This is a genomic window from Pseudoalteromonas nanhaiensis, from assembly GCF_051235485.1.
GTDB lineage: Bacteria > Pseudomonadota > Gammaproteobacteria > Enterobacterales > Alteromonadaceae > Pseudoalteromonas > Pseudoalteromonas lipolytica_C.
This window is the reverse complement of the sequence record NZ_JBPNYQ010000008.1, coordinates 131,141-144,501: the sequence shown is the minus strand read 5'-3', so window position 1 is coordinate 144,501 and position 13,361 is coordinate 131,141. Positions and strand designations below refer to the sequence as shown.

Sequence of the window (13,361 nt, the reverse complement as noted above, 5' to 3'; positions counted from 1 at the left end):
ATTAAAAGTCAGTCGGTGCTGGTGGCACGATGAGTGGCTTTTTCGGGTTGTCTTTTAGCTCTTTTAATAGCTCTTCTACGGCACGTTCTATCGATGGATCTTTACCTTGGTAGATTAGCTCTGGGCGGTCAACCACCTTGATGTCTGGGGTGACACCTTCGTTTTCGATGATCCAGTTGCCATCGTTATCTAAAATGCGGAATGTTGCCGCGATAACTTGGCCGCCATCTACTAGGCTTGGGTTACCCGAAATACCAATTAATCCACCCCAAGTGCGGGTACCAATGAGCTTACCTAACCCTGCTTGGCGGAAGTAGTAAGGAATAGCGTCACCGCCTGAACTTGAGTAACCATTGATCAGCATGGCTTTTGGACCATCATGAGCAAATTGTGGTGTTTTCGTTGGCTCAACACCACGGCGCTTCCAATAATTAAGCGGTTTACGGGCAAGCCAGGTGATCATGTGCTCAGGAATAAAGCCACCGCCATTGTATCGGTCATCAATAATCATGGCGTCTTTGGTGGTTTGCGGCATGTAGTTTTTGAACATGGCGCGGTTACCTTCGTAGGCTGTATTTGGTAAGTGAACATAACCAATACGACCATTTGATAGCTTATCAACGTAGGCTGCACGAGAGTTAACCCAGTCTAAATAACGCAGACCTTGCTCGCTGGCTACAGGCTTAACGGTAACTTGCCATGCACCTTTGCTGCGCGGTTTACTGTTAAGGACTAGCTCAACTTGCTCGCCTTGAGTGTTCTCTAGTAATTCGTAGAAGTTAGCTACGTCTTTTACTGAGCGGCCATTTACGGCAATGATGTAGTCGCCGTTATGTGCTTTTACTCCTGTTGTACCAAGTGGTGAGCGGAAGTCTTCATGCCAGTTTTCACCTTGGAAGATTTGCTCAATTTTTACGTATCCAGATGGATCGCTGGCAAGTTTTGCACCTAATAAGCCGTGCTTTTTACGCTCTGCTTTAGGCATATCACCCGACTGCACATAAATGTGGCCTGAGTTAATTTCACCTGCGATTTCACTGAGAATGTAATCTAAGTCACTACGGTGTGAGATAGCATCAGCCATAGGTTGATACTTGGCTAAAATTGCGTCCCAATCTTGGCCGTGATGGTTTTCGTCGTAGAACCAATCACGTAATGTACGCCAGCCTTCAACATACATTTGCTGCCATTCGATTTGTGGCTCAATTTTTAAGTTCATGTTACTAAGATCTAGCTTATTCGCTGCTAGGTCTTGTTTTGCTTTTGGTTCAATTAAGCTGTAATCGTTACCCGCATGCACTAACAGGTGTTCACCGTTGCTCGAAATAGTATAGCTGCTTACCCCTTTAGCCACAGTTTCAAGCTCGCTGTCGTGAGCTGTGCCTATTAATTGTAGGCCGCCATTAGCCAGTGTTAGCACACCATCTTTTACAGCCGTTAAACTGCGATAATCCCCAGCCGGTGCATTTAAAGCGGTTACACGCTGCATAAAGTCGCTGCTTTGCAGGGTATTACTGTTTTTCTTATCGTCATCTTTTTGTTTATCGCTGACGATCGCTGTTTCATCACTTTGTATTGCGATAAGTGGTTTGATACTGTCATTTACGGCAGCGGCATAAATACGCGTTGCACGATTAAACATGTAGTCAAACTCGTAGCTGCTAAAGGCTAAGTTAAAGTCGCGCTCAGAGCTGAAGTACAGGTATTGACCATCAGGAGAGAAAGTTGGGTTTTGCTCATTGGTCATTTCATCCGTTAAGCGAGTCACTTTCTTTTTATCAATATTGTAGTGCCACAGCGAGGCATAGCGGTTTTCATTGTTTTTTACATACACAATGTCTTCGCTATTTGGCGACCAAGTATACTGGCGAATACCTTCTTCATCGTAGATGCTGGTATCAATTTTGTGCTGTTTACCCGATTTTGCGTCTATCCACCAGAGTGTGTGGTTCTTATCTGCAAATAACAGTTTTGAGCTATCAGGTGACCAAATTGGTGTAAAGCGCCAAATAGTGCCGTTGCTGGTTAGCTGCTTAGTGGCATTGTTGTCGCTGCGATCTTTTAAGTAAATTTCGTATTCGCCGCTTTCATCGCTCATATAAGCAATATAACGACCATTTGGCGACCAGCTTGCGTCAATCTCGCGGCCTTTGGCTGTGTAAGATAAGTTACGTGTTGGACCTTGTTTAACTGGCACGCTAAATAGCTCACCGCGGGCAGTAAAGAGTGCACGCTTACCATCATGAGAAATCGACATTGAATCGATAAAGTCACTCACATTTTTTGTGTACGGCATTGCGTATTGACGCACACCAGCAATGTTAATGCTCAGCTTAGTGCTTTTTTGAGTTTTTGGGTCAAAGCGATAAAGGTAACCACCATTTTCATAAACAACAGCATTTGGGCCAGCCGATGGCCACAGTACGTCAAAGTCTTTATGGTTGGTTAGCTTCTTAGGCTCAGCACCTTTTTGGTATTGATACAGGTTAAGGGTGTAATCACGGTCAGACACAAAGTAAATGTTGTCGCCAACCCAGGTTGGTTGCTGATCGGTTGCGCGGTTACTAGTTAGCTGCTCTGAGGTATTGTTTTTTAGATCGTAAACCCAGACATCTTGTGCACGACCGCCACGGGTACGCTTCCAAGTACGAAACTCTCGGTCAATTGGCGTGTAAACATATTTACTACCATCTGGCGAAAGCATACCGCCGCCGGTTTCTGGAATAGCCAGAGGCTGCTCAAGGCCTCCGTCAGCAGGCACCATGTATGGACGACCCATACGTTTACCCCACGGTGTGCGGTTAGCACGAAATACCACATTTTTGCCATCAGGTGTCCAATCGAGAACACGATAATCAAAACCACCGCGTGGTGGCATTGGGCCAACATCGTTGTAGTAAGTGAGTTGTTTTAAGCCAGAACCATCGCTGTTAATTACATAAATTTGACGGCTGCCATTGTATTCGGCTGCAAACGCAATGCGTTTACCGTCAGGTGAAAACTTCGGGAAGGTTTCAAAGCCAATATGGTCGGTTAAGCGTTTGCTATCGCCTGTTTGCGTATTAGCAATGTAAATATCACCACCGTACACAAAGGTAACATTTTGATTATGAATATCTGGAAAGCGCAATAAGCGCGTGTCTTTTGTTTCGTAAGCTGATGCCCAAGGTGCCAGTGTCGCAGCCATGGCCAGTGCCAACGTTGTTAGTTTTTTCATGGGATTACATCCTATTCTGGGAACTGTTACATCATAACAATTCAGTTTTAAATAGCGATGCAGTTGCGATGAACGCAGTGTTACAAAATGTGTCGAAAAATCAAATGATGGAATGGGGCTATGTATTTAGGGGAGTGTCGGCTAAAGCAGGCTTTAGCCGACAAATCATTACTTGTAGAATACTTCTACAGTGCCTTTTACTTTTAATAGTAAAGGTTGGCCGCGGCGATCTAGCGCTTTTGGAGAAGCGATTTTGATCCAGCCTTCGCTGATATTATATTCTTCAACGTCAAAACGCTCTTTGCCGTTAAGTTTTACACCAATTTCATGCTCGAAAACTTCTTCCACATAAAATTTACTACGTGGGTTGATAGAAAGTTGGTTTGGTAATTCTGGTTTTTGTGTATCAGTCATAGTTGCGATCTGCATTGAATAAATTGTGCGCCATTGTAGGCAATACCTGGCATTGGCTCAAGTATCTAAATGGCAAATTTATTGTTTACTCGCAGGCTTGTTCTGAATGTTCAACACACATGGCTACGGCTTCACTCTTTTTATCGAAGTCGTGTGTTAAGCAGTAGTCAAAACGCATGGTTAACTCAATCACCTGTTCATCGGTGCGCTCAGGCCAATGCCAGTCTCTCACTATTTGTCTTGCTGCCTTTCTAACCTCTTTACTAAAACGCTTAGGTGCTGAGTTTTCGATATTAAGGTTTTTTACGTTGCCTTCTGGTGTTACCTGAAAGTTGACAATTGCACAGCCACTGCCTTGTCGATTTAGCAGTCCCGTTGGGTACTGTACATGAGTCATTGGTGGCAGCCGTTGCCAACTAGGCGTATTCGTAGTGGTATCGAGAACTTGCGCTTGAATATCTACAAATGGAAATTTACGAGATAAGTCTGGGTTTGCAAACGTGCTTGCTGATAAACAGATAAGTGAGAATGAAAAAATAATTTTATTCATAGTTTTCCCTAACTTGATTGTTTTTTATTCATTTTTGATACTAGAGGTGAACTTGCATTATGTAAACAAAAAAAGATAGGTAAAAATTCGGAACAAAGTGATTTGTTATACTATATCAATCTATTCATTTGTGTTATTTTATAACAAAACATATCTATCAATTTCTACAATTAAGCCTTATGAAGTACTCAACTCTTAGTTTAGCCTTAGCTGCGGCGTTTGCAGCGAATACATATGCAGCTGATAACAGCGATATAGAAACGATCACCATTGAGCATAAACAAGCGTTCCGTGGTGATATTCCAGCAAAAGATTTACCACAGTCGATCACCACATTAAGTAAAGACATGCTCACCGATAACGGTATCACTAAGTTTCGTGACGCACTGGATTTTTCTGCCAGTATCAGCCGTAAAAATAATGGCGGGGCGCTGTGGGATAGCTACTCAATACGTGGTTTGTCGGGTAACGAAAATATGCCGTCTGGATATTTAGTTAATGGCTTTAGTGGTGGTCGCGGTTTTGCAGGCCCGCGTGATGTATCAAATATTGAATACATCGAAGTATTAAAAGGGCCGGGCTCAGCTCTTTATGGTCGCTCGGAGCCGGGTGGCACAGTAAACATTATTACTAAAAAGCCACAGTTTTATCAGCAAGGGCAACTTCAAGCCGAGTTAGGTAGCGATGATCACAAGCGTATTCAAGGTGATTACACTAATGGTCTAAGCGATGATTTAGCATTTAGAATCAATGGTGCATGGCAAGATAGCGACAGCTTTAGAGATTATGTGCACCACGACAAATTCGTGATTACGCCTTCGCTTTATTATCAAATCAACGATAACTCATCGCTGACCTATGAGTTTGAGTATGTTGACCAACAGCAAATGTATGACCGCGGTATTGTGGTGTTAAATGGTGATTTTGATACCGTACCTGAGTCACGCTTTTTAGGTAACCCAAATGATGCACCAACCAAAGTGCACTCACGCGGCCATCAATTAAATTACAGCAACGACCTTAACCAAGATTGGAGCTTGTTATTAGGTGCTAGTTACCGTACTGCAACGTTAACGGGTTATTCGTCAGATGCTGAGCTTTCACCATCGCGTCAGTCATTATTTGATGATGGCAGAACTTTAACTCGCCAGCACAGATACCGTGACTATGAGTCTGATGATTTATCGCTGCGTTTTGAATTAAGCGGTCACTTTGATGTTGCCGGTATTACTAACCATGTATTGATTGGTGTTGACGGTTACGACTATGAGCTGCGCACTGGGCTTTATCGCTACCGTGGTGGTAATGGCACTTACACCATTGATATTTATGATCCAGAGTACAGCACTACTGAAGGCCCTGAAGTGGGCATGCAGTACGAAAATAACGAACAGCAAAATGCGTACGGTATTTACCTGCAAGACCAACTAGATCTAACCGATAACTTAAAAGTGATGTTAGGTCTGCGTTTTGATGAAATTGAACAAGATATTTTTGAAACTAAGTCTGGTGTGGCATCAAACAGCAAAGAAAACCGCATTAGTCCACGTTTTGGTGTGGTTTACGCACTTAATGACGACATTAACCTTTACTCAAGCTATTCAGAAGGCTTTTTACCACTGAGTGGCACCGATGCCGAAGGTAAGCCATTTGGTTTTGAAGAAAATGACTCGTTTGAAGTGGGTGTTAAGTTTAGTTACGCCAATATCAGCGGTACGCTTGCTTATTTTGATGCAAGCAAGAGCAACATGCTGGTGGCAGATCCAGTAAATGTGGGTTACTCAACACCTGTAGGTAAAGCAAATAGCACAGGTTTTGAGTTAGATTTAACAGGTTCATTGGGTGACAATACCGAGTACAACCTATCTTATGCCTATGTTGATGCCGAGACTGCAACAGACAGTCTAAATGTTGACTGGTTAGTGCCAATTCCTAAAGGTAGCCCACTTGTGAACGTACCAAAGAATAATCTTTCGATTGGCTTAAACCATGATCTAAATTTATTCGCACAAGACATAAAGATTGGCGGTCATTATCAATATGTGTCTGACCGTTTAGGCGACCCAGCTGATTTAACCTTCCGATTACCTAGCTATCAAACCGTTGGTTTATTTGCTAAATGGCGAGCGACTGAACGTGCAACGGTGTCACTGAATGTTGATAACGTGTTTGATGAGCAGTATATCGCCAGCTCTTACAATGCATTGTGGGCCTACCCGGGTGCGCCAACACAATTCAAATTAGGTTTAAGCTATGACTTCTGAGCAAGTTAAAAGCCGTATTCACAGTATCGACATCATGCGTGGTGTCGTTATTCTGCTGATGTTACTTGATCACGTGCGAGAGCGGTTTTTCTTGCACATGCAGGTGGCCGATCCCATGGTAGTTGATACAACTACGCCGGGGCTTTTTTGGAGCCGCTTTGCTGCGCACTTTTGTGCGCCAACCTTTATCTTTTTAACCGGTTTGTCGGCGTGGCTTTATAGCCACCCAGCAAGTGGTGTGGCGCGCTCGGCTCGAAGCTTTTTAATCAAGCGAGGGCTATTTTTAATCGCCCTCGAAGTGACCCTGATTTGCTTTTCGTGGATGGGTTACTACCACACAATATGGCTGCAAGTGATGTGGGCGATTGGCCTTTGTATGCTGGTGTTAGCAGCATTGATTAAGCTGCCACGCAACCTATTGCTGGTGCTTGGTTTAGTTATTGTATTTGGTCACAACTTACTGACTCCAATCAGCTTTACGCCCGATGAGTTTGGCTACTCGCTGTGGACGATTTTGCATGACCGAGGCTATCTATCACAAGGCGGTTTAATCGACGTCAAAATTAGCTACCCAGTGCTGCCTTGGATTGGCGTAATTTTATTGGGTTACTGTGCAGGCCCTTTATATGCGCACACTCAAGCGGCAGATTCGCGTAAACGAGCATTGCTGCTGTTAGCGCTGTTATGTGTGGGGTTATTTGCGCTGCTGCGTGGTTTTAATATTTATGGTGAAACCTTGCCGTGGCAAACGTTTAGCACCACAACCGAAACCATGATGTCGGTGTTTAACGTGACTAAGTACCCACCGTCACTGAGCTTTTTGCTGATCACGTTAGCAGGCATGTTTGTTGGCTTATGGTTATTTGAAAGACCACTTAACCGCTTTACGAATGCGCTGAGAGTGTATGGCTCTGTGCCTATGTTCTTTTATATTTTCCACCTGTATGTACTGCTATTTATGTATCAAATAGGCATGCTGATCTGGGGGGCAAATCAAGGGCAATACTTAGGAGTCAGTGATATATCAGGTATTTGGTTTATTACTTTGTTGTTGGCAGTAGGGCTTTATTGGCCAACCAAGAAGTTTAGTGAATACAAGCGTAAGGCTAATAAGCCTTGGTTAAAGTATTTATAATTAACAAATAATAGGTTGCTAGCTCCCGTTTATACGGGGGCTGGCGGTTTATTAAGTTGCTATTTGGGTGAGTTTTTGCGATATTAATTATATTATAATATTAACAGGAAACTAATAAGATGACTCTGCCTAGTTCTCAATCTGCAAATGCTATTCGCATACTTGCTGTCGATGCCGTTCAACAAGCTAACTCTGGCCACCCAGGTGCGCCTATGGGTATGGCTGATATTGCAGCGGTATTGTGGCAAAACTTTCACCGCCATAACCCATTAAACCCAGACTGGTCTAACCGTGACCGCTTTGTGTTATCAAATGGCCATGGTTCAATGCTTCAATATGCATTGTTACACCTAAGCGGTTATGACGTAAGCATCGAAGATATTAAGCAATTCCGTCAGCTTCACTCAAAAACACCGGGTCACCCAGAATATGGTTATACTCCGGGTGTTGAAACAACTACGGGCCCATTAGGTTCTGGTATTGCTAACGCAGTGGGTATGGCAATCGCTGAAAAAACCTTAGCAGCGCAATTCAATAAGCCAAAGTTTGATATTGTTGATCACTTCACTTACTGCTTCATGGGTGATGGCTGTTTAATGGAAGGTATCTCGCACGAAGCATGTTCGCTGGCAGGCACGTTAGGTCTAGGCAAGCTAATCGCATTTTGGGATGACAATGGCATCTCTATCGATGGTGAAGTAGAAGGTTGGTTCACCGACGATACACCTGCACGTTTTGAAGCTTACGGTTGGCAAGTTATCCGTGATGTTGATGGTCACGATATGAATGCAATTGCGGGTGCAATCGAAGCGGCACAAAGCAACACGACGCAACCAACACTAATCTGTTGTAAAACAGTGATTGGTTTTGGCTCACCAAACAAATCAGGCAGCCACGACTGTCACGGTGCACCACTGGGTCACGACGAAATCGTTGCAGTACGTGAGCAGCTAAACTGGCCGCACCCTGCATTTGAAGTTCCACAAGAAGTTTATAACGAGTGGAATAATCAAGCGAAAGGCCAAGAGCTTGAAGTTGCATGGCAGCAAAAATTTGCAGCTTATAGCAAAGCACACCCTGAACTTGCAAAAGAATATACACGTCGTGTTCTTGAAAAAGCATTACCAGCTAACTTCGCTGAATTAGCTGATGAGTACATTGCTAAATGCCAAGCCGACATGCAAAACATTGCGACACGTAAAGCATCACAAAATGCGATCACCTTCTTTGCTAACCAGCTTCCAGAATTGATGGGTGGCTCTGCTGACCTTGCCGGTTCTAACTTAACCTTATGGCCAGAAGCAAAAGGTTTACAAGATGCAGCTGATGGTAACTACGTATTCTATGGCGTACGTGAGTTTGGTATGAGCGCAATCATGAATGGTATTGCATTACATGGTGGCTTCATTCCATTTGGCGCAACTTTCTTAATGTTTATGGAATACGCACGTAATGCAGTACGTATGGCAGCATTAATGAAAGCGCAAAGCATTTTTGTGTATACCCATGACTCAATCGGTCAAGGTGAAGATGGTCCTACTCACCAACCAATCGAGCAAATCGCTAACCTTCGTATGACACCAAATATGACTGCATGGCGTCCGTGTGATGAAACTGAAACAGCAGTAGCTTGGCGTCAATCGTTATTAAAAGAGACAGGCCCAAGTTCACTTATCTTCAGCCGTCAGGGTACCAAAGCAATGGCACGTGATGCACAGCAAGTTGCTGACATTGCAAAAGGGGGTTATGTACTTGTTGATAGCGAACAAGCTGCAGAGCTTATCCTTATTGCAACGGGTTCTGAGGTAGAGTTAGCTGTGAATGCTGCTGCTGAGCTAAAAGCACAAGGCAAGCAAGTTCGCGTGGTATCTATGCCATCAACGAATCAGTTTGATAGCCAAGATAAAGCATATCGTCAAAGCGTGCTACCAGCGGGTACACCAAAGATTGCTGTTGAAGCTGCACACCGTGACTTCTGGTTCAAGTATGTTGGCCAAGATGGTGATGTACTAGGCATGGACACATTTGGTGAGTCAGCGCCAGGCGCGGTATTGCTTGAGCATTTTGGTTTCACAGTGGCAAATCTAGTTGCAAAAGCAAACGCATTACTTGCTGAATAATGTGACTGGTAAAAAATTATCGTAATCGCAACACGATAAGCCTGCTTTTACTAAAAGGCAGGCAATAAAAAAGCCCGCAAACTTTGGTTTGCGGGCTTTTTGCTGCTTAAACAATCGGTTTAAACTAATTCGCTTAAGATTGACTCTAGTTTTTCTTGGTCAATTGCGAACTGACGAATACCTTGGCTTAGCTTTTCAGTAGCCATGGCATCTTCATTCATTTCCCAGCGGAAAGCTTGCTCAGTCATTGCTGCTGGCGCTTCTGCTTTTTCTGTTGCTGGTAATAGTTTTTGAGTTAATGGTGCGTCAGTTGCAGCTAGTTCAGCAAGTAACTTAGGGCTTATAGTTAAACGGTCACAACCTGCTAATTCTTGGATTTCACCGATGTTACGGAAGCTTGCGCCCATTACAATCGTGTCGTAGCCGTGCTTTTTGAAGTAGTTGTAGATATGCGTTACTGACTTAACGCCCGGATCGTTAGCACCGTCGAAATCAGCGCTTGCATCTTGTGCTTTGTACCAGTCAAGAATACGACCAACGAATGGTGAAATTAGGTAAGCACCTACTTCGGCACAAGCGCGTGCTTGAGCAAATGCAAATACCAGCGTTAGGTTACAACGGATACCTTGCGCTTCAAGTACCTTAGCTGCTTGAATACCTTCCCATGTTGAAGCAATTTTGATTAACACGCGCGATGTGTCGATACCTTGCTCTTTATATAAAGCAACAAGCTCAAGTGCTTTATCAACAGTTGCTTGAGTATCAAATGATAAACGCGCATCCACTTCTGTTGAAACTAAACCTGGCACTTGCTCCATTAATTTAGAGCCAATTAATACCGCTAGCTTGTCGGCTGCTTTTGTTACAACTTCAGCTGCGTCACTGCTTTGTGCTTTTGCCCATGATACGGCTTCGGCAGCAAGTGGGCGATATTTCTCAATTTGAATCGCGTTTAAGATTAGTGATGGGTTTGTTGTTGCATCTTGCGGTTTATATTCGTTGATTGCTTCAAAATCACCCGTGTCAGCAACAACGGTTGTCACTGCTTTAAGTTGTTCTAATTGACTAGACATAGCTATCCCATTCTTATCATACAAAAGTTAATGTAGTGGCTTTAACCTATTATTTGTGCTGAAAAAACAATCTAATCATCCAGAAAAACTGCGCAATAAATCGCCCGTCAGCAGCAAATAATCCTGTTAATAATATTTTTATAATACCTTTACAATCTGGTATTGTTGATATTATCATATAAATAAAGATAATGACTAACAATGTTAGTAAGCAATTAGTGAAAGGTAATTATGTCTCGTTATACGTTGGGATTAGACTACGGGTCAGACTCGGTAAGAGCATTACTCGTTGATGTTGCGACTGGTGAAGAACTTGCCAGCCATTTAGTAAACTACCCGCGCTGGGCACAAGGCTTATATTGTGACCCAAGTAAGGATCAGTTTCGTCAGCATCCACAAGACTATATTGATAGCCTTGTAGAAGTAGTAAATGGTCTTTGGTCACAAGTTCCAGCAGGTACTGCAGACAAAGTAGTGGGTATGAGCTTTGATACGACAGGCTCAACACCTGTAGCAATTAATAGCCAAGGTACACCACTGGCATTAACTGAAGAATTTGCAGAAAACCCAAATGCGATGTTCATTTTGTGGAAAGACCACACGTCTATTAAAGAAGCAAATGAAATCACTGAAGCTGCAACTAACAACGATGTGAACTACCTTTCACACATGGGCGGTATCTACTCTTCTGAGTGGTACTGGGCCAAAGCATTACATATTTTCCGCGTTGATAGCAGTGTTAAAGCAGCCACTTATTCATGGGTTGAGCACTGCGATTGGATGACCGCGCTAATGTGCGGCACAACACACCCTGAAGCATTAAAGCTAGGTCGTTGTGCAACGGGCCACAAACAAATGTGGAACGAGCAGTGGGGCGGTTTCCCACCAAATAGTTTCTTCAGCAATATCGATCCACTATTAGATGGTGTTGTTGATACGTTAAATGCAACTACAGAGCCAAGCGACCAAGTTGCTGGCAACTTAACTGCTGAGTGGGCCGAGAAGCTAGGTTTACCACAAGGTATCGTGATTGGTTACGGTGCATTTGACTGTCACATGGGCGCAGTAGCAGCCAATGTTCGTCCTGGCGTTCTAACTAAAGTAATGGGTACTTCAACCTGTGACATCACAGTAACGTCTAAAGAACAACTAGGTGATACTTGCGTTAAAGGTATTTGTGGTCAAGTTGATGGCTCAGTAATCCCTGGGTTAATTGGCTTAGAAGCCGGTCAATCTGCGTTTGGTGATTTATACGCATGGTTCAAAAACCTAGTACTTTGGCCAACTCGCCAACTTACAAATCTATCTGACGCTGAACAAGCGTTAGTTAACAAGTTAGAAGATTCAATCTTAGTTGATCTATCAAAAGCTGCGGCAGCACTGCCTGTAACAAGCAACGATGTAACGGCGCTTGATTGGGTAAATGGTCGTCGTACGCCAGATGCTGACCAAAGCGTTGCCATGGCATTAACAGGCTTAAAAATGGGCACTGATGCACCTAAGTTCTTCAAAGCACTTGTTGAAGCAACTGCCTTTGGCGCACGTGCTATCACTGAGCGTTTCCGTAGCGAAGGCGTACCAATCGAGTCAGTGGTTGTTATCGGCGGTATCTCTAAAAAATCAGACTACGTAATGCAAACCTGCGCTGATGTTTGGAACTGCCCAATCGACGTTTTAGAAAGTGAGCAAAGCTGTGCATTGGGTGCGGCAATTATGGCTGCGGTTGCTGCGGGTGAGCACGCAACAGTGGCAGATGCTCAAAAAGTTATGGCGTCGTCTGTATGTCATCAGTATTTACCAAACCCTGAGCGCGTTGCTGTGTATGACGAGCTTTATGCCAACTACCAAGCACTTGCAAGCTATGTAAACGGAGACAAAGCATGAGTTTTACTGAACTAAAACGTGAAGTCTATGAAGCGAACATGGAGCTGCAACGTCGTGGCTTAGTAATTTATACCTTTGGTAATGTATCGCAAATCGACCGCGACAGAGGTGTGATTGCGATTAAACCAAGTGGTGTATCGTACGACCAAATGAAAGCCGACGACATGGTGATCGTTGACCTTGAAAACAACATTGTTGAAGGGTCTATGCGTCCGTCTTCTGACACAAAAACACATGTTCATTTATATCGCCACTTTGATTCAATTGGCGGTGTAACACACACGCATTCGACCTATGCAACTGCATGGGCGCAAGCAAAACAAAGCATTCCTTGCCTTGGCACAACTCACGCTGACTATGTACACGGTGACATCACCTGTACTCGTGAGCTAACCGATGAGCAAGTGAATGGCGATTATGAATTAGAAACCGGTATTCAAATTACTGATGCGTATCAAGACCGCGATCCGAAAGCTGCACCTATGGTGATTGTTGCGGGTCATGCGCCTTTCACGTGGGGTAAAGATGCCGCTCAGTCTGTATACCATGCCGCGCTACTCGAAGAGATTGCACGCATGGCGTATTTAACACGCACTTTAGATCCACACGCAGCTGAACTTAAAAAAGCAGTGATGGATAAACATTATCTACGTAAGCACGGTAAAAACGCGTATTACGGTCAGAGCAAATAGCAAGAATTTAGA

General features: G+C 43.8%; 9 protein-coding genes. 5 read left to right on the top strand and 4 right to left on the bottom strand.

Going from position 1 to position 13,361, the window contains the following annotated elements:
- Position 1: 1 nt before the first annotated feature.
- The 3 genes from ACSFVZ_RS09730 to ACSFVZ_RS09720 all read right to left on the bottom strand — a co-directional run bounded on the left by ACSFVZ_RS09730 (position 2) and on the right by ACSFVZ_RS09720 (position 4,181).
- Positions 2–3,217, bottom strand: a complete 3,216-nt coding sequence (locus tag ACSFVZ_RS09730) for a S41 family peptidase (RefSeq protein ID WP_435558710.1) — start codon at positions 3,215–3,217, stop codon at positions 2–4.
- Positions 3,218–3,385: 168 nt separating this feature from the next.
- Positions 3,386–3,631, bottom strand: coding sequence for a DUF3297 family protein (locus tag ACSFVZ_RS09725; protein ID WP_171040424.1), 246 nt, complete (start codon positions 3,629–3,631; stop codon positions 3,386–3,388).
- Between the two features lie 85 nt (positions 3,632–3,716).
- Entirely contained in the window at positions 3,717–4,181 is a 465-nt protein-coding gene (locus ACSFVZ_RS09720) for an energy transducer TonB family protein (protein WP_435558708.1), read from the bottom strand.
- Between the two features lie 179 nt (positions 4,182–4,360).
- Here ACSFVZ_RS09720 and ACSFVZ_RS09715 point away from each other — a divergent pair, with 179 nt between their 5' ends.
- The 3 genes from ACSFVZ_RS09715 to tkt all read left to right on the top strand — a co-directional run bounded on the left by ACSFVZ_RS09715 (position 4,361) and on the right by tkt (position 9,700).
- A complete protein-coding gene (locus tag ACSFVZ_RS09715) occupies positions 4,361–6,445 on the top strand; it encodes a TonB-dependent siderophore receptor (protein WP_435558707.1) in 2,085 nt (694 codons plus the stop codon).
- On the top strand, positions 6,435–7,580 hold the full coding sequence (locus ACSFVZ_RS09710; RefSeq protein WP_435558706.1) for an acetyltransferase domain-containing protein: 1,146 nt from the start codon (positions 6,435–6,437) through the stop codon (positions 7,578–7,580). The genes ACSFVZ_RS09715 and ACSFVZ_RS09710 overlap by 11 nt, the downstream gene beginning before the upstream one ends.
- A 119-nt stretch (positions 7,581–7,699) precedes the next feature.
- Positions 7,700–9,700: a transketolase gene (gene tkt, locus ACSFVZ_RS09705; RefSeq protein WP_435558705.1), complete on the top strand. Its 2,001-nt coding sequence runs from the start codon at positions 7,700–7,702 to the stop codon at positions 9,698–9,700.
- Positions 9,701–9,819: 119 nt separating this feature from the next.
- Here tkt and tal read toward each other — a convergent pair whose 3' ends face one another.
- Positions 9,820–10,773 carry a transaldolase gene (tal, locus tag ACSFVZ_RS09700; protein WP_193988025.1) on the bottom strand — a complete coding sequence of 318 codons (954 nt, stop codon included), beginning with the start codon at positions 10,771–10,773 and terminating at the stop codon, positions 9,820–9,822.
- Between the two features lie 231 nt (positions 10,774–11,004).
- Between tal and ACSFVZ_RS09695 the strand changes: the two genes are divergently transcribed.
- A complete protein-coding gene (locus ACSFVZ_RS09695) occupies positions 11,005–12,657 on the top strand; it encodes a ribulokinase (protein ID WP_054562996.1) in 1,653 nt (550 codons plus the stop codon).
- Entirely contained in the window at positions 12,654–13,349 is a 696-nt protein-coding gene (locus ACSFVZ_RS09690) for an L-ribulose-5-phosphate 4-epimerase (RefSeq protein WP_235383090.1), read from the top strand. The genes ACSFVZ_RS09695 and ACSFVZ_RS09690 overlap by 4 nt, the downstream gene beginning before the upstream one ends.
- Positions 13,350–13,361 lie beyond the last annotated feature (12 nt).